Below are 23,805 nucleotides of genomic sequence, written 5' to 3'. Positions count from 1 at the left end.
GTGTTATTTACAAGAAGTATATAGGTTGTAATAGAAAAACTGTCAAAAGAGATTTAGCAGAGTCATTCCCTGTTGTTAAGAATGAAATAAGTGAAATTAATATGTAGAGCTGTCAATATGTATAGTTGTAGAAACTTATTTTATTTGATAAACTTTATAAGTTTATATGGGAGCTTAATAATGGGCAAAAAAGATTAGCGCTATAATTGGAATGGAGATTCCATGGGAAGATCAATATCGAATGAATTATTAGATAAATCAAAAGAAGCAATGATTTCCGCGGTACAAATTTATAATAACCCGTCAATTGAGTTTAAGTCTGAAATGTTTATCATAACTGCCATTATTTCATGGACTTACTTAATGCATGCCTATTATAGAAAACGTAAAATAGATTATAGATACTATAAAATTCACGGAAAGCAAAAAAGATATGACAGAACAAAAAACGGAGCTTTTAAGCACTGGGAACTTGAAAGATGCATTAACGAGAAAAATTGTCCACTAGATAAAGGGACAGTTAATAATTTAAAGTTTTTAATAGGTATAAGACATGAAATTGAGCATCAGAAGACAGATAATATTGACGAATATATCGGAGCTAAATTACAAGCCTGTGCTTTAAATTATAATAAAGAATTAACTAAAATGTTTGGCGCAAAACATAGCATAAGAGATAATTTAAGCTTAGCAATACAATTTTCTCCTATATTACCAGAACAGGAAGAATTATTAAGAAATGAAGCCAATCTGGATATTCCTATTAATGTTAGAAATTTTATTACAGAGTTTGAATCTGATTTAGATGACGAAGATTTAAAGTCCTTATCTTATTCCTATAAAATAGTATATGTACCAGTTTCCGTAAATAGAGCTAATCAGGCTGATAGGGCTATTGAATTTGTACCGGAAAACAGTATTGATGCAAAAGATGTTGAACGGGTTTTATTGAAAAGCGTAGAAAAAAAGAAGTATCTTCCTAATGAAATAGTTACTAAAATGAAAAATGAAGGGTTTATAAAGTTTTCTATGCATTATCATACACAGTTATGGAAATCACGTAATGGAAGAGATCGGAAATATAATTTTGGTGTATGGGTTTCTAAACAATGGTATTGGTATGAAAATTGGGTTAATGAAGTTAGAGATTATTGCATAAATAATAATTTTTAGTGTCGGTACCGGGACTGGGATGGGACTATAAATTTGAAAATGTCCTATACTTAGAAGGATTTAGTGATATTTGAAAAAATAGAATGTATTATTTTGAATGATGTGGGATGTATCGGATGTTTAGAATAGAAGAGGGGGAATAGAGAAGGGTTTGCACTGCTCCAGGGGGCTTACTGATAGGTGATGATAAAATACTCAATGTCCTAGTTACGTCGAAAGGTTAATCGTTGAGTACTCCTATCCATCCAGACTCCTCAAATCCGGGGTCTGCATCATTAGAACCTGAATCAAGCAATACTCCTAACATTCCTAGTGGTGAGGCAACTAACTCTAATCCATCATTGCCGCTGCCAGCTCCTGCAACTGGGATGAATTCTCTAATGCCTCCTGCGGGAATGGTTCCTCCACCTCCTCCTGGTGGTTTCCCGCCTCCTGGTGCGCCAGGTGGTTATCCACCCTACCCTCCGCAACCTGGATTTGGAACGCAGCCGGTATCTAATGCTGCCAATTCAATGTCAGCCGGGCAGAATCCCTATCCGCAGGCAGGATATGAACCGCTCAATCAATTTGGCGGTTATCCAGTCTACCCAGGTAATAGTGCCGGATATCCTGGAATGAAGAAACCGGCAGGAGATTTTGCTCTGGCATTGAAAGCTATTTGGCCAACTTTTACAGGAATGCACAAATCTGAAGGACAACTCCGGGTAAAAGCTAACTCCCAGTTGAAACACTGGTGGTGGGTCATGATGCTGCTATTTGCTCTGGTAGCTGGACTATCTTCCTCTGTGCTCCTTGCTCGCAGTGCAGATATTTTCTCTGGAGGAATACTGGGGGCTTCCGGATACGGAACCTATAGTGTCTTGTACTTCGCGCAATGGTTACTTTGCTTTGTTATGTTCACACTGGTGGCGTTCGCGGCTGTGATTCTGCGGGCGGTATTAGCCTTAGCGGCTGCCCGCACCAAGCAAACTGTGGTTTCGTTTACCCAGGTAGCTTCGATAGTTGCTACTGGGCTGGTATTGCCCACTTTTGTGCTGTCATTGATGTTCTTAATCGCCCTGCTCCCAATTCCCGTTTTGACCACCATAATGATACTGGTGCTGCAATTGCTGCTTTCGGCATCCTTCTTGATGATGGAATTGCTGGTTTTCGGAGGCTTAAAAGACCTATATCCGAAAGATAAAAGCCCCGAAATGCGTCATACAGTTTTCTTTGTTATCTGGACTTTGTGTGCGTCATTGGTAATCGGAATGTTTGCAGTTCCTACCGGATCGTACGCGCTTTACTCTAGTGCGAAGTCTGCCGTACAAGACAGCGTTCAAAATGAACTCAATAATTTGAATGATTTAGAGCGGTTATTCGGTAACTAATTCAACGCTGGTAGCGATATTTGTAAAGAATCTAGAACTTTAACCTAAAAGCTTAGTTACTATGGTAAATAACAGCATAAGCAATAAAGAAAGGAAGATGACCATGACTGTTCACGATAATGGTCCCGAACCATACAGCTTCGATTTGGAAACTGAAACCAAGGAAAACACCAACTATCGCACTACCGCCTGGACAGGAAAGTTCTTGCAGGTAACTCTAATGTCTATTCCGGTAGGGGAATCCATCGGTTTGGAAGTACACCCCGATAATGACCAATTCCTGCGCTTAGATGCTGGTAAAGGCAAAGTAGTGATGGGGGACACCGAAGATAACCTCACTTTTGAACAGGAAGTTAGCGACGGCTGGGCAGTAATGGTACCCGCTGGTAAGTGGCATGACATTATTAATGTCGGTGACGAGCCGATGAAACTCTATGCCGTTTATTCTCCGTCCCACCATGCGAAAGGAATCGTACAAGAGACTTTCGCTCAGGCAGAACAGGACGAGGAATCCGGCAAGGACGTTCCTCCCGAATGGACAGTTCAGCTAGGTAAATAAATTTCCTCTCCGCATCAAATCGGACGGTATTTAGCTTGACTTTTAACTAAAAATCAGTTTTAGATAAACAAATTGGCGGTGTCACCTCGGCTTGCGTGGTGACACCGCCAACTAATTAGTTCCGCACCAAAAATCGATGCTCGAGAGTGGGCAACTTAGGAATCTAACTCTTCAAGGGCGGCTTCTAGGCGAGTCAGCTTCGCGCTCATTTCGCCGCTGCGATCGGGACGAATATCGGCTTTTAGAACTAAAGCCACCCGCGGACCAAATTTAGAAACCGCTTCACAAGCATCTTTGACTACCTGCATACATTCATCCCAGCTCCCCTCGATGGTGGTAAACATGGAATCTGTGCGGTTAGGGAGTCCGGAATCTCGAACCACCTGCACCGCGGCCGCTACCGCGTCCCGCACTCCACCATCAGCGTCAGCAGTAGAAGGGGTAATAGAAAATGCAACTAACATATTTTTACTCTAACCCCATCTTGATAAATACGGTTAGTATAAAACCCTCCCAGAGTATTAAGTGTTCTAAAGCTACTAATCAGCACGTCCTCGAGAAATAAAAAAGCTCCTAAAAATGATAAAAATGCAGGAAACGTGACGAATATAGCCTGTCTGTAACCAATAAGGGATTGGTAGGTAAGGCGCCGACCCTGGTAGGCTAAAAGGGTAGTTGGTTCCTGTGGGCTTGTTTCAATGAGTCCCGGGCAAGCAACTAACAGGCTTCCCGGGCAGCTGGTTAAACCAGAGGTCAGGGGAATGCGGTTGGGTAGTGGGTGAGAATTCAGACGACTTCCCAATTTCGCGCGCAAAATTTCATATCGGGCAGCTATTTCAGATAAGGGAAGACTTTGAATAAGCGGATTTTCGTAAGAAAAAAGAACGATACCACCCAGTTCAATGTCTATGACATCTTCGGTCTGGACACTGCTGCCCTCGAAAAGGTGAAATATACGGTATTCGCCGAGATAAACCAGGATATCGTACTCGATAGCATTGACCTTGATGACTACTACGTCCTCGAATATCTGCCAGGTCAATTTGATCAACGCGCAGATGCCGCGGAAAAATGCCTAGCCTTACTGGGGTATCAAGCCACCGTGAAATGCGGATATGGGCATACCGGCAAGGTGGAATTCAACCCCATCGAGATGCGGCTTAAAGATATGTCGGTACTGGAAAATGAAACCTATATTCCCAACCGGCAACTGCCCCCCACGGTTGAAATTACCGATGATTACTATGAGCACGCCTCCTTGGCAATGACTAAAGACGACCTGTTATTCATCAAAGATTATTTTGATTCTATAGGGCGACTGCCCACCGAAACCGAAATTAAGGTAATAGATACCTATTGGTCAGACCATTGCCGCCACACAACTTTTGAAACTGAGCTAACCGATGCGACCTTTAGCGGTCCTTACGCGGATCGCTTGCAAGCAGAATGGAATCAATATCTGGCAGAACGCAACAGCCAGAAACCAATCACCCTAATGGATTTGGCCACCTTGGCTGCCAAACGGGAAAAGGTAAAGAACCAGGAAGTCTCTAACGAGATTAATGCCTGCTCGGTATATGTAACCGTGGGTGGCAAACGCTATATCTTGCAATTCAAGAACGAAACCCACAATCACCCCACCGAGATAGAACCTTTCGGGGGGGCTTCTACTTGTATTGGGGGTGCTATACGTGACCCGCTATCGGGACGTACCTTTGTTTACCAGGCGATGAGAATCTCTGGCAGCGCCGATCCGCGGCTAGAGGATTCCATAGATGGAAAACTCTCCAGCAAAGAAATTACCCAGCGGGCAGCTGCCGGATATTCCTCCTATGGCAACCAAATCGGGCTGACCACCAACTATGTTAAAGAAATCTATCATCCTGGCTATCGCGCGAAGCGCCTCGAACTCGGGTTCGTAGTTGGGGCAGCTCCCGCGGAAAATATCATTCGCGAAGAACCTGCTCCCGGGGATCTCATCCTCTTGATTGGAGGACGGACCGGACGTGACGGGATTGGGGGAGCCACTGGCTCGTCCAAGACTCACACCCGCGCCTCAGCCCAAACCTGCGGAGCGGAAGTACAAAAAGGTAACCCGATTGTTGAGCGCAAAATCCAACGCCTGTTCCGCCGAGGTGAGGTAGCCAAACGGATTAAAAAATGTAACGACTTTGGCGCGGGGGGAGTCTCCGTCGCTATCGGGGAACTAGCTCCCGGCTTGGAAATAGAACTTGACCGCGTGCCGGTAAAATATCAAGGTTTAAGCGGAACCGAACTGGCTATCTCAGAATCGCAAGAACGAATGGCGGTCTGTATTGACCCCGCAGATTTGCAGTTCTTCTATGATGCTTGCGCGGCCGAGGACGTAGAAGTCACCCAGGTCGCAACCGTTACCGATAACCGGCGTCTGGTGATGCATTACCTGGGAGAAACTATCGTAGACATTTCCCGCGATTTCCTAGATACCAACGGGGTGCGCTCCCAGGCGCAATTTGCGGCGACCTCCAGCGGAAACATCACTGCTCAACGCAGCATTGACGGTAATGACTTGCAAGAACAATTGGCGAACAATCTAGCTGATTTAAACATTTGCTCGCAGCGCGGATTAAACGAGATATTTGACTCCTCGATTGGGGCAACCACTCTAACCTTGCCTTATGGGGGTAAGTTCCAACGCACGCCCTCCCAGGTGAGCGCCCAGCTAATTTCGGTTGAAGACGGACAAAGCGATATTGCCTCGGTAGCGGCCTACGGGTTTGAACCGTCCTTAGCGAACAAAAGCCCCTACCACAGCGCCATCGTTTCCGTAGTACAATCCATGTCGCGCCTAGCCGCAGCCGGGGTAGATTATCACGACCTATATTTCAGTTTCCAAGAGTACTTCCCGCGGCTGGGTAAAGATCCAGAAAAGTGGGGAACGGTAGTGGAATCCCTCTTAGGAGCCAATCGGGTTTTGCGGCATTTCCATTTAGCCTCCATCGGCGGTAAAGATTCCATGTCGGGAACTTTTGAAGATATGAATGTGCCGCCTACGTTGGTTAGTTTCGCGATTGGTATGCAAGCAGCGGATAAACTGCGCACCCCCGAGTTTAAAGCCCGAAATCACCGCATTTACCTGTTGAAAGTGGAAAATGACGAGCTGGGGGCGGTAGATTTAGATTCTTTCCAATCCGCACTTGATTTGCTAGTAAATACTAACCCGCACGCCGTTTATGCCTTGGGTTATGGCGGAATCGCCGAGGCACTGCCTAAAATGGCTTTTGGAAACCGGATAGGTTTTGCCGTAGATACTGAAGAGGATTTGTTCGCTTCCCGCTTCGGCAGTTTTATCATCGAGAGTGACCAGCCCCTAGATTTACCATTGCTGGGATACACTGGCAGCTGGCAAGAAACCAGCATTAACGGTCAGCGTATTGATTTGGCTGCTTTACAACAGGCTTGGGAAGAACCCCTTCAAGAGATTTTCCCAACCGCCGGTAGCCAGATTTCCCATGATGATTTGCGCGTAGACGAAAGCTGCCTAACCAAAACCCTACATGCGCCCTATCGAAAAGAAAATCCGCAGGTATTTATTCCCATCTTCCCCGGTACTAACTGTGAATATGATATGACCAGAGCTTTTACTCGCGAGGGTGCACAGGTAGTAACGGAAGTGTATCGAGATGCTGCTTCCTATGCTCGGCAAATCGAACAAGCAGACATTCTGGCAATTCCCGGAGGATTTTCAGTCGGTGACGAACCCGACGGATCGGCAAAATTCATTGTTTCGGTGCTGCGCCAAGCCCAGGTTAAAGAAGCCGTACACTCCTTGCTTCGCAAAGGGGGCTTGATTCTGGGAATTTGTAATGGTTTCCAGGCATTAATCAAATCTGGTTTACTTCCCTACGGGCAGATTCGGGATTTAGATGCGGATTCGCCAACTTTGGCACAAAATGACAGCGAGCATCACGTAGCCAAAATCGTACGTACCCAAGTGGCGTCGGTAGCTTCACCCTGGTTAAGTTCCTTTGATGTAGGCGAGGTGCACCACATACCTATTTCTCATGGAGAAGGACGGATAGTGATGGGCTCGGCAGACTACGATAAATATCTAGCAGCTGGGCAAATCGCCACCAAATATATTGGGGAAAATCCCAACGGATCGTCCTATGAAATTGAAGGACTATTGGCTCATCAGGGGCAAATCCTGGGGAAAATGGGTCATTCTGAGCGCAGCGGTAGCGGCTTATACCGCAACTACTGTCCCGAAATAGAACAGAACATATTTAGAAACGGGGTTAATTATTTCCGATGGATGTAGCAATTATTTTTGGCTCTGCCTCTGATAAAGAAAAAATGGCAGGCGCAGCTAAATGTTTAGATGAATTCGGGCTGGAATACAAAGCATTTATCGCTTCTGCGCACCGGGTTCCAGAATTATTAGAGACCATTCTAAAAGAAGCCGTGGACTCGGGGGCGAAAGCTATCATTGCGGGAGCCGGACTGGCAGCACACCTGCCGGGAGTAATCGCTTCTAAAGTCACTATCCCAGTTATCGGGGTACCCTTAGATGCGGCTTTGGGCGGACAAGATGCTCTCTATTCAATCGTGCAAATGCCCAAAGGAATCCCGGTTTCGACGGTGGGAATCAATAACTCCTATAACGCTGCTATGACTGCGGTTGAAATCATCGGTACCAGCAACCAGCAGGTAGCTGCGCAGCTAAAAGAATACCGCGAAAATATGAAGAAAAAATTCACTGCCGAACCGATTAATTTTTAATAAAAATACAATAAAAGAGAAGGCAAAATAATGGAGAAGAAAGAATTTCTTTACGAGGGTAAAGCCAAGAAAATCTATGCTACCGACGACCCTGATAAAGTCATCGTCTACTACAAAGACGATGCTACTGCCGGTAACGGAGAGAAAAAGGGCACCATTAAAGATAAAGGTGTAATTAACAATGAGCTAACCAGTTACCTGTTTGAAATGCTGGCTTCCCACGGGGTGAAAACCCATTTCCTTGAGAAACTCAGCGATCGCGAACAATTGTGCGTCAAGCTAGATATTGTTCCGCTAGAGGTAATTACCCGCAATATTATTGCGGGTTCTATGGCTAAACGCCTAGGTCTAGAAGAGGGAACTATCCCGAAGAAAATGATTCAAGAGTTCTCCTATAAGGACGATAGCTTGGGTGACCCCCTGATTAACTCTGATCATGCGATTGCCATCGGGGCAGCGACCGAAGAAGAAGTTGCCGAAATCCTGGAGGTAACCGCTAAGATTAACCAGATTCTTTCTGATGCTTTCAAGAAAGAAGGCATCCTCTTGGTAGACTTCAAGATTGAGTTTGGTCGCGATAAGGACGGGAAGTTGCTGCTAGCAGACGAAATCACCCCAGACACCTGCCGGCTTTGGGACGCAGAAACCAAGAAGAAACTAGACAAGGATCGCTTCCGGCGAGATATGGGCGGGATTGAAGAAGCCTACAAGGAAATCCTGCACCGCATTACCAAGAAATAACTAATTGCGCTTTTCCTGGGGGCGGAACCTCGCTTGCGCCCCCAGGAAAAGCGCCACAATGTAGAGCGCTACTGAGGGCAAGGGAAAACAGATTATGGTCAGCTATAAAGATGCCGGTGTCGATAAAGAAGCAGGCTATGAGCATGTGCGCAGGCTGAAGAAAATGGTAGCCTCCACCCAAAATGAACAGGTTTTGGGATCGCTAGGCTCATTTGCTGCTCTGTATGAGCTGGGAAACTACCGCAATCCAGTCCTGGTTTCCGGCACTGACGGGGTAGGAACAAAACTTAAAATCGCCTTCGCCCTCGAAAAATACGACACTGTAGGCATTGACCTGGTGGCAATGTGCGTAAATGACGTGCTCTGTCATGGGGCACGCCCGCTATTCTTCCTCGACTATCTGGCTTGCTCCCAGCTAGATGCCGAGGTTTCCGCACAACTGGTTTCCGGGGTAGTTGCTGGCTGTAAACAAGCCGGGGCTGCTCTAGTAGGGGGCGAAACCGCAGAAATGCCCGGATTTTATGCACCCGGCGAATACGATATGGCCGGTTTTGCCGTCGGCGTGGTAGAAAAAGATGCCATTATAGACGGCTCGGCTATCCGTAGCGGCGACCGGGTGATAGCGCTTCCCTCCTCAGGACTACATTCCAACGGCTTCTCCCTGGTAAGAGCGCTATTTAAAGATGACTTTTCGCCAGAGCTACTTACGCCCACCAGAATATATGTACCTGAAATTCTGGCTTTACTAGACAAAAAAGTTAAACTTCATGGTCTAGCGAATATCACTGGCGGGGGGCTGGAAGAAAACGTACCTCGGATTATTCCCGAGGGGCTCACCGCCCAGATTGAAAAATCCAAAGTTCGGATTCTCGATATTTTTAGGCGCAGTGAGTTTGACGCGGTTAGCGAACCAGAAATGTGGGGAACTTTCAATATGGGAGTGGGATTTGTGCTAGTGGTACCTCCGGAAGAACTGCCAAAAATACAAGCCATAGTGCCTGATGCTTACGAAATAGGAGAAATAACAGCAGAAATTCCCGGGCAGCAAGGCAATAAAATATGCCTGCGATAATCAGCTATTGCTTTAGGTAGCAGACACAAATCTTTTGGAATCGTTAGCGGAAAAAGGGAGAATAAAAGCTGATGGCGAAGATTTTAATAGTAGGTAACGGGGGACGCGAAAACGCGATTAAACGCGCCCTGGGATCCCACGAAATTGCCCAAACCACGTCCTCTAATATGCAAGAAATCTTGCAGACGGCGCGCGATTTGTCCGCTGATTTAACCATTGTGGGCAGTGAAGATTTGCTAGTTGCCGGAATTGAAGATTTGTTTAGCCAGGCAGGAATGAAGCTGTTTGGGCCGGGTAGGGCGGCTGCCCGACTAGAGGGCTCGAAAGCCTATGCCAAAGACTTTATGAAAAAATACGGGGTAAAAACCGCCCGCTACCAAACTTTCAGCGACTACGAGACCGCGATTGCGGGACTGGTGGATTTTAACCTCCCGGTAGTGGTGAAAGCTTCTGGACTTGCAGCCGGGAAAGGGGTAATCATCTGCGAAACCGCAGATGAAGCTCGTGATGCGATTGCGGAAATCATGGTTGAGGGACGATTCGGCAAAGCCGGAGAACAGGTTATCTTAGAGGAATACCTGGTCGGCAAAGAAGCCTCTATTCTCAGTCTCGCTAATGAAAAAGGTATCTTTCCGCTAGTTTCTGCCAAGGATCATAAGAAGATTGGCGAAGGAGAAACTGGTCCCAATACTGGTGGAATGGGAACTTTTGCCCCTAACCCGTTTTACACCGATGAGCGGCAAGCCCAGTTTGAACGCGACATTTTGGCTCCGACTTTGAAAGGTATCCAGGCAGAGGGGCTAAAATTTGCGGGCTGTATATTCTTTGGTTTAATGCTCACTGATAATGGCACTTACCTTTTGGAATACAATATGCGCTTTGGCGACCCGGAAACCCAAGTTGTATTGCCACTCCTCGATAGCAATTTATATTCACTTTTAACTGCCTGTATGCAGCGGACACTTACCCAGGAAGATATTAAAATACGTAATCAAAAAGCTATCTGTCTGGTATTAGCCTCAGGGGGATATCCCGGAGATTACCAGAAAGGTAAAGAAATTACCGGTCTGGATGGAGTCGATTATCTAGAGGCGGGAGTGCGCCATGAAAACGGTAAAAGCTACACCAATGGTGGGCGGGTGCTAAACCTTTTGGCACAAGCCGACACTCTAGAGGCAGCCAGAAATATAGTCTATAAGAATGCTGAAATAGTAGATTTTGCGGGTAAAACCTATCGTAAAGATATAGGTAGCGACGCTATTTAATAAACCAGTCCTATCGCTTAGGGTTTTTAATTATTTAGGAGGACGAGCTTGCAGGCACAAACGGTAACTAACCTGGGAGAAGAATGCGGGGTTTTCGGAGTATATGGTTCTCCCGATGCCTCTAGTCTTGTTTATTACGGACTGCACGCCCTCCAGCACCGCGGTCAAGAAGGAGCCGGTATAGCGGTCTCCGATGGCGAAACTATCCGAGTTAAAAAAGCCAAAGGGCTGGTAACCGAAGTTTTTGATGACCCTAAGCGCCTCACTAAACTGAGTGGTTCGCGCGGGATTGGCCATGTGCGGTATTCAACCTCTGGAAATAACTGGTCTTGCAATCTACAGCCCTTTGTGTTCCATCTCCATCAAGGCAATATTGCTTTAGCACATAATGGAAACCTGGTAAATTCTCCGCAGCTTAAAGCGCAGCTAGAGCAGCAAGGCTCTATCTTTAACTCCAACTCAGATTCGGAAGTTCTTATGCATTTAATAATGCATGAACAAGGCACCTTCTATGAAAAATTATGTGCAGCCTTGAATAAACTGCGGGGCGGATTCACCTACCTGATTATGACCGATGACACCATGTACGGAATTGTGGATCCGCACTGTCTGCGTCCTTTAGTAATTGGGAAGATGAAGACTCGGGGAGGCTGGGTTTTAGCCAGTGAGAGTTGCGCTCTAGATTTGATTGGGGCTGATTTCTACCGGGATTTGCGCGGTGGGGAAATCGCTATTATCAACGAGGACGGTCTTAAGATTAAGCGCTACTGCGAGGAACAAGATACTTGCGTTGCCGCCATGGAATATATTTATTTCGCTAGACCAGATTCCAATATTTTGGGGAAAAATGTTCATGCGGTGCGTAAACAGTGCGGGATGGCCCTCGCTAAAGAACAGCCCACACCGGGCGCGGATATTGTAATCGGCGTTCCTAACTCCTCACTTTCTGCCGCCTCGGGCTATGCGGAAGCTGCACACCTGCCCTATGAAATGGGATTAATAAAGAACCAGTACGTGACTCGCACTTTTATTCAACCAAAGCAATCATTGCGGGAAAAGGGCGTATTGATGAAGCTGTCTGCGGTCAAAGGAATCGTAGAAGGTAAATCCGTAGTGATGGTTGATGACTCGATTGTGCGTGGCACTACCTCTAGAAGAATCGTGAAACTGTTAAAAGATGCTGGGGCTCGCGAGGTACATGTGCGGATTGCTTCCCCTGAGTTTATTTTTCCTAGTTTCTACGGTATTGATGTTTCTAATTCCGCTGAACTAATCAGTGCCCATATGGATGTCGATGAACTGGGTGCCCATTTGGGAGCAGATTCTCTGGCGTACCTGTCGGTTGCGGGTCTGGTTGAATCGGTAGGTTTGAATCTTCCCGGACCTTATGGTGGTTTGTGTATGGATTCATTTGCCGGGCATTACCCGGCGGGTCTTGGTAGCTACGAGGAAGAATACCTTGAAACTATGACGAAGATTCAAAGCGACTTTTCTAATAAGTCTCGCTAGTTTTCTTCCGGGTTAAGCGAATCTTATCGCGCGCCTGCCAGGCGGGGATTAGCTCGGTTGTTAGCATTGCCACCAGCACTAAAGCGCCCCCGATAAGCATTCTCGAAGTCACGTCCTCGCCGCCGAAGAATACCGCAAAGAAAGCGGCAAACACCGGTTCCATGGTCATAACTACCGCGGCTTTAGTAGGACGTAGCTGACTTTGTGCCCAAGTTTGCAAGATAAGGGCGCCGATAGCGGCAAACACTACTGTGTAGGCGATTGCCACCCACGCCGAAACAGTATGGGGCAAAGTTATACCGAATGGGAGCGCCGCGAGGGGACAAAATAAGCCTAAAGCGATTAGCTGTACCGCCGCTAAGGTTAAGGGGTTATCTCTCGTAGCCCAGCGAGCCGTCAACACGATATGTAATGAAAAGAGAATCGCCCCGATTAAGGTGATTGTTTCCCCAATCCCGATTGATAGCCCCTTCAGACTCAATACCATCAATCCTGCCAGGGCGATTATGGCGGCCGCCAAGTTTACCGGTTTGATTTTTTCGCGGAAAAGTAACCATACCAGCAGGGGAGTGAGCACCACATATAGACCGGTAATAAACCCTACTACCGATGCATCGGCGCTCTCTAACCCTTTGGTTTGAAAAATCTGGGCACTGGCATAGACAAAACCTAAGCCGAAGCCGTGAATCCAGGTTTCTTTGGGGGCGCGGCGCAGGCGGGAAAAGAAACATATTCCAACCAGAATTCCTGAGGCTAAGAAGCGAATCGCTAGGAACGATAAGGTGCTCATATCGCTTAAGAGGTCTTTAATCAAGAAAAAGGTGGATCCCCAAACAGTGGTCGCAACTAGCAGCGCACATACCGCTAAACTTTGTCGATAGTAGCGGTTAAGTCCCTTAAAATAAACCTGGTTGGATTTAATCATCACTCGATTCTAGAGCCGCCCTCGTAAGGAATTCTATTTGGAACGGTGTGTACTCTAGCACCCCCTAGAAATCGGGCAGGTAGCTGGGGCTGGCTATCAGAGCACCTCAAGCGAGAGCTGGTTATTTTATGCTATTCTTCCCTTCAGGTAAACGTTAGGAGAGTGATGGAAACCAGGAAGCTATCGCATCTAACTGGTGTTCCTATTCCCAATTCAAACCCGCTGTGGCGGGGTATTTTTTTATCAAAAACTATTAACAGGAAAGGGCGTAAATATGCAGGATCACTATGATTTTCCGCGTTTTGGAGTAGGGCAACATCTGATCTCGGTGTCTCAGTTCGATCACGAGAATCTGCAAGAGTTCTTTGACCTAGCCGAGTTTTTGCGTCCTATTGCGCAGCGTAAACAAATTTGTACCGTACTTGATGGGGCGGTTCTTTGCTCCCTGTTCTTTGAGCCTTCTACCCGTACCCGCCTTTCTTTTGAATCTGCTTTTTTGCGTCTCGGGGGAGAAGTCGAAACCACTACCGGTTTCACTTTTTCTTCTATGGCTAAAGGGGAATCAATCGCCGATACCTCGCGCGTGGTGTCCGGGTTCACCGATGTTTTAGTAGTTCGCCACCCCGATGCTGGTTCGGTAGCTGAGTTTGCCCGCCACTCTATAGTGCCGGTACTGAATGCGGGAGATGGTTCTGGCGAGCATCCCTCTCAGGCGTTATTAGATGTGTTCACGATGCGCAAGGAACTCGATAAAAGAGGTAAGAGCCTGGATGGCTGCACTATCGCTATCATGGGTGATTTAAAGTACGGTCGCACTGTTCATTCCCTAATGAAACTAATGAGCCTCTATGAGAATGTCACCTTTAGGCTGTTTTCTCCTCCCTCCCTGGAACTACCGGGACAAATTGCTGACTATGCTACTAAACGGGGAGGACGAGTAGTTACCTGTGGCACTCAGATTGAGGCTTTAGAGGGCGCAGATACGGTTTACGCTACCCGAGTCCAACGCGAACGGATGACTGAAGAACTGGCGAAATCAAAACAGCTGCAAGGCTGCTTACTCGATAAAGCCATGCTTGAACAAGCGGGTGTTGCCCAAGATATTATTATCTGTCACCCGCTGCCTCGTGATTCGCGTCCTAATGCGCTAGATCTTTCAACTGACGTGGACTGTTTGCCCGGTCTGTCGATTTTTAAGCAAACAGATAATGGGGTTCTGGTACGGATGGCAATGTTCCTAACCACTATGGGGGTAGGTAAACAGTTGGTGCAAGCAAAAACCAAGCAAAAAATCTGGAAAGTAACTCCCGAGGAAGAATAGTCAGTTATTTAGCTGTCTATCAGTTAGCTTTTCGGTCAGGGCTTTTAGAGCGAGCCAGGATAGGTAGCTAGGTTATTATTGTCTACTCTGCTAATAGATTTTTCGTTATAAATTTTTCGCCTCAGAGAGTGCAAGTAGTGGCATAAACGTTTATCGGGGTTGAGTAAACTTGGTTTACTCAACCCCGATACTAACTAAGAGCGATTTACCTATGGATTGCTTCCCGAACCTTACTTCTTGAATAGGGTTTTGCGGGCATAAACCGGCTCAGAGGTTACTTGCAATCCCAATTGGCGGAAAATGTGGGTATCGACTGAACCGAGAATCGTGGTGGTGTGGACTTCGCAACCTCTAAGATTAACCAGTTGCTCTAGAGCTTTGCGCGCATTTTCATCGGTATCGGCAGAAACTGAAAGCGCAATCAAGACTTCATCGGTATGCAGACGGGGATTTTGCGCACCCAAATGGTCAACCTTTAGGGTTTGAATCGGCTTAATTGAAGTCGGCGCAAGTAATTGAACCTTATTGTCGATTCCGGCCAGCAGTTTCAGAGCATTTAATAGCATAGCCGAGCAGCACCCCAATAGAGGAGAGGTTTTACCCATCACAATCGTGCCATCACTAAGCTGCATAGCGGCTGCGGGAGCGCCAGTTTCGGACTCTAAACTAAGAGATGGATGTACCACAGTGCGGTAATCCTTGGTGATTCCCAGTTTTGCCATGGTCATGGCAATGCGGTGAGATTCAATTGGATCAGCCTGGGAAGCGGCTTCAGTACCTAAAGCGTGATAGTAACGCCGTACTACCTCTTGCTTTGCTGCCTCCTGGCAGACTAAATCGTCACTTATGCAAAAACCAGCCATATTAACGCCCATATCGGTTGGGGACTGATAGGGGCAAGAACCGGCTAACTGCTGTAGCAAGGAACGTAGCAGTGGAAACACTTCCACATCGCGGTTATAGTTCACTGCCTGTTTTCCATATGCCTGCAAATGGAAAGGATCAATCATGTTTACGTCATCAAGGTCAGCGGTGGCGGCTTCATAGGCAAGATTGACCGGGTGATCTAGGGGAAGATTCCAAATCGGGAAAGTTTCAAACTTGGCGTAACCAGCTTTTATGCCCCGTTTATATTCGTGGTATATCTGGGAAAGACAGGTTGCTAGCTTTCCGGAACCAGGTCCGGGAGCGGTCACCACCACCAAATCCCGGGTAGTTTCGATATAGTCATTTCGTCCTAGCCCGTCCTCGGAAACAATCAAATCCGTGTTCGAGGGATAACCGGGGATTGTGCGGTGGCGAGCAACCTTTAACCCGGAACGTTGCAGCCGCTCTTTAAATAAACTTGCGATATGGTTATCGTCCTCCATCTGGGTAAGGACAATGTTTTCCACCAAAAAACCGCGCTCACGAAATACGTCCACGAGACGGAAAACGTCTTGTTCATAGGGGATGCCTAAATCTGCTCGCATCTTTTTGCGGCTGAGGTCTTTAGCATTAATCGCGATAACGATTTCCATTTCGTCCCGGAGTCTTTCCAGCATCGAAATTTTGTTATCAGGAGTGAAACCAGGAAGAACCCGGGAGGCATGGAAATCGTCAAATAGTTTGCCCCCCATCTCTAAATAGAGTTTGCCGCCTATCTGCTGGCGACGTTCATCAATATGCTTCGATTGCGAAGAAATATAACGTTCAGAATCAAAACCAATTCGCATTGGAGCCCTTTCATATCCTAAATCCTGTGGGGGATACAAGCGCCCTTACCCATAATAGTAGGTGAACCCCGAAGCGTTAAACCCTGAGGAAAAACAAAGAACTAGGAGCTAGATTTGCCTAAAATGACGGATGTTTAAGGACAGGGGAATATCGCAAGTAAATATCAGGGTCAAGCGCGGTGGTGGATTTGCGCGCCTAAAATCTCGATTAGTATCAAGATGTGAGCGTAGAGTTAAACGAAATAATTAGGCTACTTCAGGAAATATATCCGCCCGAGTTAGCTGAAGAATGGGATCGGGTAGGTCTAATCACTGGTCACCTCGATTCAAAAATAGATAAAGTGCTGGTGGCAGTAGACCCGGTAGCAACAGTTGCAGATCAGGCAATCGCATTAGGAGCTCAGCTGATTGTTACCCATCATCCGCTGTATCTCAGAGGAACCTCTTTTGTGGCAGCCACCAACCCCAAAGGCGTTTTGGTGCATCGGCTAATCGAAAATGGGATAGCACTTTTTAACGCCCACACTAACGCTGATTCCGCCAACGGGGGAGTAGCTGATTGTTTAGCGCGCGCCGTAGGTCTTACGAAAACTCGCCCTCTGCTTCCTGTCAGTGAAAATACTGGAAGTGGTCGGATTGGGAAACTTCCTCAGGCTATGACTCTGGGAGACTTTGCGAAACAGGTATCGTCCCGATTACCCAAGTGTCCAGCGGGGATATTAGTAGGTGGCGACCTAGATGCCTCGGTAGAAACGATAGCCGTTAGCGGTGGCAGTGGAGATTCTTTTCTGAGCGCTGCCCGCGAAAAGGGTGCTGATGTCTATATTTGTGCGGATTTGCGCCACCATCCTGCCTCAGAACATCTAGAAGCGGGAAAGCCTTACCTGATTTGTGCAACTCATTGGGCCAGTGAATGGCCGTGGGTACCCCAATGTTCCCAAATACTTAAAGAAAGTTTTCCCTCTCAACTGGAAGTTATTGCCTCAACCATTTGCACCGATCCGTGGACTAAGCGGATTCTATCTGAAGAACAAGACTAATAGAAAGGAGATTTGATGGAAGCGCCCTGGAAAGATCAACTGGCATTACTGGATTTGCAAGAGCTAGACACGAAAATTACCAAGCTGGTTTCGCGGCGAAAAAAGCTGCCCCAATTAGCGAGGCTAACAGAACTAACTGAAAGCAATAAACAGCTAGCAGCTAAACTAACTGAGCTTTCAACGCTGAAAACCGATAAGAAACGGGCAATCACCGCCTTAGAAAACGAGGTAGCCGGGATTGAGACTCGCCGTAAAACCCAGCAAAATCGGCTAGATAACGGGCAAGGCTCACCAAAAGAGTTGCTGCGATTGCAAACAGAAATCCAGCAAATGAATAAGCGCGTAGAGGATTTAGAAGCACAATTACTTGCCGTTATGAGCGAAGTGGAACAGTTGGACGCTGTTGGGCAAAAAATCTCTCAGCGACAAGCAGAATACGCTCAGGAAACCATCAGTCTGAAGGAAGAAGTCGAAGGGGAAAACTCTCAAATAGGAGAGGAACTAAAAGAGTTAGAAAACCGGCGTAACCAGCGAGTAGCCGGCATCGACAGCGATTTATTAGATTTATACGAAAATATAAAATTACAAACCGGTGGGGTAGGAGCAATTAAAGTAGTTGCCGGGCATCCCGTTGGGTACAATCTTTCATTCTCGGTAGCCGAGGCTGCGCGCTTGCGGGCAGCTAAACCAGAAGAAGTTATTACCTCCGAGGACGAAGGTTATCTGCTGATTCGCTGCCCGCAGTAGTCGCTATTTGCTTATTTAGCTGAGGTTTTAGACGATGCCCTGTTCCATCATGGCATTGGCGACTTTCAGGAAGCTGTTGATATTAGCTCCAATCACATAATTGCCGGCATGTCCATATTCTTCAGCGGTTTGGGCACATTCATCATGAATGTTGTGCATGATTTTCGTTAGCTCTGCTTCCACCTTTTCAAAGCTCCAGGAGGAACGAGCTGCGTTTTGACTCATTTCCAAAGCAGAGGTGGCAACCCCGCCGGCGTTTGCTGCTTTGCCGGGAGCAAAAAGCACCCCGGAGTCTTGGAACAAACTGGTGGCGTTGGGGGTACAAGGCATATTTGCGCCCTCGGCTACCACTTTTACGCCGCCATCAAGGAGTCGTTTAGCGTCCTTCGAGGTCAATTCGTTTTGAGTGGCACAAGGTAGAGCCACCGTGCCCCCGACTGCCCAAGGCTTAGAACCAGAATGATAGGTGACCCCAGCTTTGCGGTTAGCGTAATCGGTCAAACGTCCCCGTTCGACCTCTTTAACCTGTTTCAACAGTTCAACGTCGATACCGTCCTCATCTAGCACCCAACCGGACGAATCCGAGACGGTAACTACTTTTGCACCCAGCTGCTCAGCTTTCTCAGCTGCATAAATTGCAACGTTACCGGCACCGGAAATCATGACCCGCTGCCCTTCCAAATCCATGCCCCGGGTTTGCAACATACGCTGCGCAAATAGCACCGTGCCATAACCGGTAGCTTCAGTGCGGGTCTGGGAACCACCCCAAGATAGGGATTTTCCGGTGAGAACTCCGGTCTCGAAACGGTTGGTTAGACGCTTATACATCCCGAACAGGTAGCCGATTTCACGTCCACCTACCCCGATGTCACCAGCGGGAATATCGGTGCTTTCGCCAATGTGCCGGTAAAGCTCAGTCATGAACTGTTGGCAAAAACGCATAACTTCGGTGTCGGAGCGTCCGTGGGGATCAAAGTCCGATCCGCCCTTGCCGCCTCCGATACCTTGCCCAGTTAGGGCGTTTTTGAAAATCTGTTCAAAGCCCAAGAACTTTAGGATTGAACGATTCACGGAGCGGTGGAAACGTAGACCGCCCTTATATGGACCTAGAGCTGAGTTGAACTCAATGCGATATCCCCGGTTTACCTGTACTTCTCCATTGTCATCAACCCAGGGAACCCGGAACAGAATCTGGCGTTCAGGCTCAACTAAACGGTCAAGCAGCTTAGTTTCTGCAAACTCGGGATGTTTTTCTACCGCCGGCCCGATTGATTCCAGAATTTCCCTAACTGCCTGGTGAAATTCGGGTTCATTGGGGTTACGATCTAGGACTTCGTTATATACCTCTTCCACAACACTGCTCATAGTGGCTCCTCGCTGTCTATTAACCTCATTCTCCTTATCGGAACGAGGCACGCTACTTCTTTAGGTTTTCATTTTCCGACGAAACGTTACCACTACAATCCACATTTTGACTAAAGCGTTAAATAATTTTACCTTTCTCACAATTTGGAGGAAGGGTGAGCTAGGCTAGTGCCCGCTATTGGGAGCTCGCTAGTTTCTTAGGACGACGGCTACAGAAAAACCCGTGGTTAAAAAGGTAGTCGCTGCCGGGTATCCTTTTAACTATGGCTGATTGCGTACCCTACCGCCCTGCTCCGGGTGATATTCCTACCAGCCCGGGGGTATACCGATTTTTAGATAAAAACGGTCGGGTTATCTATGTGGGAAAAGCAATTAACCTGCGCAATCGGTTAGCAAACTATTTCCAGCCGCTTGATTCTTTACATCCCCGTACCCGGAAAATGGTCACCACCGCTGTCGGGGTTAAATGGATAACGGTAGCTAATGAGCTAGAGGCACTTTCGCTGGAATACTCCTGGATAAAAGAGTTTGCTCCGCGTTTTAATGTGATGTTTCGTGACGATAAATCGTATCCGTATCTGGCGCTCACGATGGCAGAAGAATATCCTCGCATTCACATTACTCGGGAGAGAAAACGCGCGAACACCTGTTATTTTGGCCCTTACACCCAGGTATGGGCAGTTCGCGAAACCATGGATCTACTGCGCAAAGCATTTCCTTTACGTTCGTGCACTAAGGGAGTATTCAAACGCTCTCAAGCGCTCGGACGTCCCTGCCTAGAAGGTTATATCGATAAATGTGCCGCTCCCTGCGTGGGACGGATAAGCTCGGCTAAGTATCGCCACTTAGCCGAGCAAGTGAGAGCGTTTTTAGATGGAAAAACGGAACCGATTACTTCTCAATTGCGTCAAGAAATGAGCAAAGCGGCCGCTAAACTTGACTATGAACAGGCAGCCAAAACTCGTGACCAGCTCCGCGCCCTCGAAACAGTGAGAGAAAAAAACGCGGTAGTCTTGGATGAAAGTATTGACGCTGATGTATTTGCTTTCGCTAAAGATGAACTCGAAATGATTATGCAGGTTTTTTACGTGCGAGCTGGCAGAATCAGGGGAGAGCGCGGCTGGGTAGTAGACACTTCAGAAAATACTGAGCTACCGGAAATGTTAGAGGCTTTCCTAGAGCAAGTTTACGGCGAATATCAAGCAATGGATGGCCAAATTGCCCCCGCAATGAGCGTTGATGATATCGCACATACCCCAATCCAGGCGATTCCGGCACAGGTGTTAATGCCGCTTCTGCCAGCTCATTCGCCGGTGCTGGCGGCTTGGCTAAGCCAAATACGGGGGAAAAAGGTAGAAATTAAGGTACCCCGGCGGGGAGCGAAGTATTCTTTAATGCAAACCGCTGCGGAAAATGCCCAGCAATCATTACGCCTGCATAAAAGTAAACGGGTAGGGGATTTGACTCAGCGTTCTGAAGCCTTGCGGCAGCTGCAAGAATATTTGGACTTACCAGAAGCTCCCTTACGAATAGAAGGCTACGATATTTCCCATACCCAAGGAACTAACCAGGTAGGGTCAATGGTTGTTTTCGAGGACGGAGCGCCCTTAAAACGCGCCTATCGCACCTTTAATATCAAAACCACCCCCGATGATTCTTCAGACGACACTAAAGCTATGAATGAAGTGCTTACCCGGCGCTTCCTGCGCCTAAAACAAGAAGAACAAGAGGCACAAGATGAGCTTAATAGCGCTGAAAGCCCTAAAGATTTAAAGTCGAGACGTTTTTCCTATCCTCCCGATTTAGTGGTTGTTGATGGAGGCGCTCCCCAGGTTAATGCCGCCCATAAGGCATTATTAGAGGTAGGAGCAAATGTGAGCGTTATCGGTTTAGCGAAACGCCTGGAAGAAGTTTGGATTCCCGGCAGTGATTTTCCGGTAATTTTGCCCCGTACCTCACCGGCTCTGTACCTATTACAGTATTTGCGTGATGAATCCCATCGTTTTGCTATCGGTGCTCACCGAAAGAAACGCGGAAAATCGGTGCGCCGCTCAGCTCTCGATAAAGTCCCCGGTCTGGGGAAGGTACGTCAAAAAGCACTGTTGCAGCACTTTGGTTCGCTAAAACGTTTAAAGGCAGCAACCATAGAGGAAATAGCCGAGGTCGAGGGAATCGGTTCGGCAATAGCCAAACAGATATTTCAATCTTTTGCCGATAGCCGGTAAGGCTGGCATCTTCGTAGCATACTTAAAACATGAATGAAGATTTTCACTACCAATCGTCTCCGCCAACCGTACCTGAAGGTGTTCCTCTTTTGGACGAGGCGGCACCCCCTAGAAATGCCCATGTGCCCGAGATGATAATCATTACCGGTATGTCAGGGGCAGGGCGTTCCCGGGCTGGTCAGGCGCTTGAAGATCTTGATTGGTATGTGGTTGATAATCTCCCTCCCGCAATGCTTTTGCCATTTGCCGACATGATGACCCCACAGGGAGAAGGCATCCATCGTTTGGCGGCGATAGTGGATGTGCGTAGCGGAGATTTATTCTCTAAGTTTCAACGAGCCCTAGATGAGCTTTCGCTTAGGAATATTCGCTACCAGTTGGTGTTTTTAGATGCCGATGAAGGGGTATTGGTGCGCCGCTATGAATCGAACCGGCGTCCTCATCCGCTCCAGGGAGGAGGACGAATTCTTGACGGAATTCGCTTAGAGCGACAGATATTAGCTCCTATCCGAGCCCGTGCCGATGCCCTAATTGATACCACTAATATGAATGTGCATGATTTGAACCGACATATGCGCGATGTAGTAGCCGGTGAGGGTGAACGCCCGATGAAGCTCACCGTAATGTCTTTCGGTTTTAAGAACGGTATTCCTCTGGACGCGGATTGGGTATGCGACGTGCGCTTTTTAGCTAATCCCTATTGGGTTAGTGAGCTGAGACATTTAACCGGGCGTGACGAGCCGGTAGCGAAATATGTTCTCGAACAAGCCGGAGCCGAGGACTTTGTTAATAATATAGTGAATATGCTCACCCCTATTTTTGAGGGGTATTTAACAGAGCTAAAACCCTTTGTTACTATCGCGGTTGGCTGTACCGGCGGACAGCATCGTTCAGTAGCTTTAGCTGAAAGAATCAGTGAACTTTTCCGCCTCCAAGGATTACCGGTTCGTACCGTACACAGAGATATGGGGTTGGAATGAGGACGCTACTAGATTCCGATGGTTGGGTAACCAGAGGGCAAGCTGGGCCAAAAATTGTGGCACTGGGGGGCGGTCATGGTCTGTCTGCTACCTTGCGCGCCTTACGACATATAACTCGCGAACTTACCGCTGTGGTTACCGTAGCTGATGATGGGGGTTCTTCGGGGCGTTTACGCAAAGAACTGGGGGTGCTTCCTCCCGGGGACTTACGGATGGCGCTAGCGGCTCTATGTGACGATACTGATTGGGGATTGACTTGGCGGGATGCTATGCAGCATCGTTTCAGCTCTGATGGTCCTTTAGATAACCATGCGCTTGGAAACCTGTTAATCGTCACCATGTGGGATTTGTTAGGCGATGTGGTGGAGGGTCTTGATTGGGTGGCAAGATTGCTCAACTGCTCAGGCAAAGTATTGCCCATGTGTGCAGAGCCAATGGAAATTGAAGCAGACTTGGTGCGCGCAGGGAAAAAACGCACTGTTTATGGGCAAGCTAAAGCTGCCAAAGCTCCCGGAAAAGTAGTTGATGTTCGTCTTAGCCCGGTTCACCCGAAAATTTGTCCTCAAACTATTAAAGCGATTGGTCAGGCAGAGGGGATTGTGCTCGGGCCTGGTTCCTGGTTTACCTCGGTGATTCCGCATTTGCTGGTACCCGAGCTTGCCGAGGCCTTGCAAACATCACCAGCTGGAAAAGTGATGGTGATGAATTTGCAACCCCATACCGATGAAACCGAGGATTTGACGGTCTCGGGACATATTGAGGCTTTCCGTCATTTTGCGCCTGACTTGAAAATTGATGTCATCATAGTTGATCCCACCGCTATAGAAGATGACGATAATTTGGAACGCGCTGCGGATTTGGTAGGTGCAAAACTAATTATGCGTCAGGTGAGGGCGGGTTCGGCCTCGGAAAAACACGACCCCTTGCGCCTGGCAGCTGCCCTCAGAGATGCCTTTGACGGATACCTGTCAGAAGTGGGAGTTTTCGAGCTTTAGTTACAATATTGGCTAGTTAAAAGAAAAACTCGATGGCATTAA

The 23,805-nt window shown here is 47.5% G+C and carries 19 protein-coding genes; 15 read left to right on the top strand and 4 right to left on the bottom strand.

Annotation, left to right across the window (positions count from 1 at the left end; genetic code table 11):
- Window positions 1-222: 222 nt before the first annotated feature.
- The 3 genes from PG728_RS03340 to PG728_RS03330 all read left to right on the top strand — a co-directional run bounded on the left by PG728_RS03340 (window position 223) and on the right by PG728_RS03330 (window position 3,102).
- Window positions 223-1,173 carry a DUF3644 domain-containing protein gene (locus tag PG728_RS03340; RefSeq protein ID WP_270625853.1) on the top strand — a complete coding sequence of 317 codons (951 nt, stop codon included), beginning with the start codon at window positions 223-225 and terminating at the stop codon, window positions 1,171-1,173.
- A gap of 227 nt (window positions 1,174-1,400) precedes the next feature.
- The gene (locus PG728_RS03335; RefSeq protein ID WP_270625850.1) at window positions 1,401-2,543 is read left to right on the top strand and encodes a hypothetical protein; all 1,143 of its coding nucleotides are present in this window, start codon (window positions 1,401-1,403) and stop codon (window positions 2,541-2,543) included.
- A gap of 103 nt (window positions 2,544-2,646) precedes the next feature.
- Window positions 2,647-3,102 carry a cupin domain-containing protein gene (locus PG728_RS03330; RefSeq protein ID WP_270625849.1) on the top strand — a complete coding sequence of 152 codons (456 nt, stop codon included), beginning with the start codon at window positions 2,647-2,649 and terminating at the stop codon, window positions 3,100-3,102.
- 155 nt (window positions 3,103-3,257) lie between these two features.
- Here the strand turns inward: PG728_RS03330 and PG728_RS03325 are convergent, their stop codons facing one another.
- Window positions 3,258-3,566 (bottom strand): thiamine-binding protein, encoded by a 309-nt coding sequence (locus PG728_RS03325; protein WP_270625847.1) that lies wholly within the window; start codon window positions 3,564-3,566, stop codon window positions 3,258-3,260.
- Between the two features lie 389 nt (window positions 3,567-3,955).
- Between PG728_RS03325 and PG728_RS03320 the strand changes: the two genes are divergently transcribed.
- From PG728_RS03320 to purF, 6 genes are all read left to right on the top strand, one after another.
- The gene (locus PG728_RS03320; protein ID WP_270625845.1) at window positions 3,956-7,402 is read left to right on the top strand and encodes a phosphoribosylformylglycinamidine synthase; all 3,447 of its coding nucleotides are present in this window, start codon (window positions 3,956-3,958) and stop codon (window positions 7,400-7,402) included.
- Window positions 7,393-7,863, top strand: a complete 471-nt coding sequence (purE, locus tag PG728_RS03315) for a 5-(carboxyamino)imidazole ribonucleotide mutase (protein ID WP_072509604.1) — start codon at window positions 7,393-7,395, stop codon at window positions 7,861-7,863. Before PG728_RS03320 ends, purE begins: the two co-directional genes overlap by 10 nt.
- A gap of 30 nt (window positions 7,864-7,893) precedes the next feature.
- A complete protein-coding gene (gene purC / locus PG728_RS03310; RefSeq protein ID WP_270625843.1) occupies window positions 7,894-8,604 on the top strand; it encodes a phosphoribosylaminoimidazolesuccinocarboxamide synthase in 711 nt (236 codons plus the stop codon).
- A gap of 94 nt (window positions 8,605-8,698) precedes the next feature.
- Entirely contained in the window at window positions 8,699-9,676 is a 978-nt protein-coding gene (gene purM, locus PG728_RS03305) for a phosphoribosylformylglycinamidine cyclo-ligase (protein ID WP_270625841.1), read from the top strand.
- 71 nt (window positions 9,677-9,747) lie between these two features.
- Window positions 9,748-10,941, top strand: coding sequence for a phosphoribosylamine--glycine ligase (purD, locus tag PG728_RS03300; RefSeq protein ID WP_270625839.1), 1,194 nt, complete (start codon window positions 9,748-9,750; stop codon window positions 10,939-10,941).
- Between the two features lie 48 nt (window positions 10,942-10,989).
- Window positions 10,990-12,450, top strand: coding sequence for an amidophosphoribosyltransferase (gene purF / locus PG728_RS03295; protein WP_270625837.1), 1,461 nt, complete (start codon window positions 10,990-10,992; stop codon window positions 12,448-12,450).
- On the opposite strand, the gene PG728_RS03290 is transcribed toward purF, so the two are convergent.
- A complete protein-coding gene (locus PG728_RS03290; protein ID WP_270625835.1) occupies window positions 12,434-13,375 on the bottom strand; it encodes a DMT family transporter in 942 nt (313 codons plus the stop codon). The genes purF and PG728_RS03290 overlap by 17 nt on opposite strands.
- A 274-nt stretch (window positions 13,376-13,649) precedes the next feature.
- Between PG728_RS03290 and pyrB the strand changes: the two genes are divergently transcribed.
- Window positions 13,650-14,696 (top strand): aspartate carbamoyltransferase, encoded by a 1,047-nt coding sequence (gene pyrB / locus PG728_RS03285; protein WP_072509831.1) that lies wholly within the window; start codon window positions 13,650-13,652, stop codon window positions 14,694-14,696.
- A 230-nt stretch (window positions 14,697-14,926) separates the two neighbouring features.
- On the opposite strand, the gene PG728_RS03280 is transcribed toward pyrB, so the two are convergent.
- Window positions 14,927-16,411 carry a DUF1846 domain-containing protein gene (locus PG728_RS03280; protein WP_072509610.1) on the bottom strand — a complete coding sequence of 495 codons (1,485 nt, stop codon included), beginning with the start codon at window positions 16,409-16,411 and terminating at the stop codon, window positions 14,927-14,929.
- A gap of 221 nt (window positions 16,412-16,632) precedes the next feature.
- On the opposite strand from PG728_RS03280, the gene PG728_RS03275 reads away from it, so the two are divergent.
- Both PG728_RS03275 and PG728_RS03270 read left to right on the top strand, forming a co-directional pair.
- Window positions 16,633-17,451, top strand: a complete 819-nt coding sequence (locus PG728_RS03275; protein WP_270625832.1) for a Nif3-like dinuclear metal center hexameric protein — start codon at window positions 16,633-16,635, stop codon at window positions 17,449-17,451.
- Between the two features lie 15 nt (window positions 17,452-17,466).
- Window positions 17,467-18,198: a zinc ribbon domain-containing protein gene (locus PG728_RS03270; protein ID WP_270625830.1), complete on the top strand. Its 732-nt coding sequence runs from the start codon at window positions 17,467-17,469 to the stop codon at window positions 18,196-18,198.
- Window positions 18,199-18,225: 27 nt separating this feature from the next.
- Here PG728_RS03270 and gdhA read toward each other — a convergent pair whose 3' ends face one another.
- Window positions 18,226-19,563, bottom strand: a complete 1,338-nt coding sequence (gene gdhA, locus PG728_RS03265) for an NADP-specific glutamate dehydrogenase (RefSeq protein WP_270625828.1) — start codon at window positions 19,561-19,563, stop codon at window positions 18,226-18,228.
- A 263-nt stretch (window positions 19,564-19,826) separates the two neighbouring features.
- Between gdhA and uvrC the strand changes: the two genes are divergently transcribed.
- From uvrC to PG728_RS03250, 3 genes are read left to right on the top strand one after another with little or no spacing between them, the layout of a single operon-like run.
- Window positions 19,827-21,788 carry an excinuclease ABC subunit UvrC gene (gene uvrC, locus PG728_RS03260; protein WP_270625826.1) on the top strand — a complete coding sequence of 654 codons (1,962 nt, stop codon included), beginning with the start codon at window positions 19,827-19,829 and terminating at the stop codon, window positions 21,786-21,788.
- A gap of 29 nt (window positions 21,789-21,817) precedes the next feature.
- Window positions 21,818-22,768: an RNase adapter RapZ gene (gene rapZ, locus PG728_RS03255; protein ID WP_072509615.1), complete on the top strand. Its 951-nt coding sequence runs from the start codon at window positions 21,818-21,820 to the stop codon at window positions 22,766-22,768.
- Entirely contained in the window at window positions 22,765-23,763 is a 999-nt protein-coding gene (locus PG728_RS03250; RefSeq protein ID WP_270625822.1) for a gluconeogenesis factor YvcK family protein, read from the top strand. The genes rapZ and PG728_RS03250 overlap by 4 nt, the downstream gene beginning before the upstream one ends.
- Window positions 23,764-23,805: the final 42 nt, after the last annotated feature.

The sequence above is a fragment of the Varibaculum timonense genome (genome assembly GCF_027694345.1).
GTDB lineage: Bacteria > Actinomycetota > Actinomycetes > Actinomycetales > Actinomycetaceae > Varibaculum > Varibaculum timonense_A.
Note: the sequence above shows the minus strand (reverse complement) of the source record. Positions and strands in the feature narration are given on the sequence as shown.

Bases quoted from the DNA above. Each gene is read 5' to 3' on its own strand.
- PG728_RS03340 (WP_270625853.1), top strand. From the start codon at position 223: ATGGGAAGATCAATATCGAATGAATTATTAGATAAATCAAAAGAAGCA.
- PG728_RS03330 (WP_270625849.1), top strand. From the start codon at position 2,647: ATGACTGTTCACGATAATGGTCCCGAACCATACAGCTTCGATTTGGAA.
- PG728_RS03325 (WP_270625847.1), bottom strand. From the start codon at position 3,566: ATGTTAGTTGCATTTTCTATTACCCCTTCTACTGCTGACGCTGATGGT.
- purE (WP_072509604.1), top strand. From the start codon at position 7,393: ATGGATGTAGCAATTATTTTTGGCTCTGCCTCTGATAAAGAAAAAATG.
- purC (WP_270625843.1), top strand. From the start codon at position 7,894: ATGGAGAAGAAAGAATTTCTTTACGAGGGTAAAGCCAAGAAAATCTAT.
- purM (WP_270625841.1), top strand. From the start codon at position 8,699: ATGGTCAGCTATAAAGATGCCGGTGTCGATAAAGAAGCAGGCTATGAG.
- purD (WP_270625839.1), top strand. From the start codon at position 9,748: ATGGCGAAGATTTTAATAGTAGGTAACGGGGGACGCGAAAACGCGATT.
- PG728_RS03290 (WP_270625835.1), bottom strand. From the start codon at position 13,375: ATGATTAAATCCAACCAGGTTTATTTTAAGGGACTTAACCGCTACTAT.
- pyrB (WP_072509831.1), top strand. From the start codon at position 13,650: ATGCAGGATCACTATGATTTTCCGCGTTTTGGAGTAGGGCAACATCTG.
- PG728_RS03280 (WP_072509610.1), bottom strand. From the start codon at position 16,411: ATGCGAATTGGTTTTGATTCTGAACGTTATATTTCTTCGCAATCGAAG.
- PG728_RS03270 (WP_270625830.1), top strand. From the start codon at position 17,467: ATGGAAGCGCCCTGGAAAGATCAACTGGCATTACTGGATTTGCAAGAG.
- gdhA (WP_270625828.1), bottom strand. From the start codon at position 19,563: ATGAGCAGTGTTGTGGAAGAGGTATATAACGAAGTCCTAGATCGTAAC.
- uvrC (WP_270625826.1), top strand. From the start codon at position 19,827: ATGGCTGATTGCGTACCCTACCGCCCTGCTCCGGGTGATATTCCTACC.
- rapZ (WP_072509615.1), top strand. From the start codon at position 21,818: ATGAATGAAGATTTTCACTACCAATCGTCTCCGCCAACCGTACCTGAA.
- PG728_RS03250 (WP_270625822.1), top strand. From the start codon at position 22,765: ATGAGGACGCTACTAGATTCCGATGGTTGGGTAACCAGAGGGCAAGCT.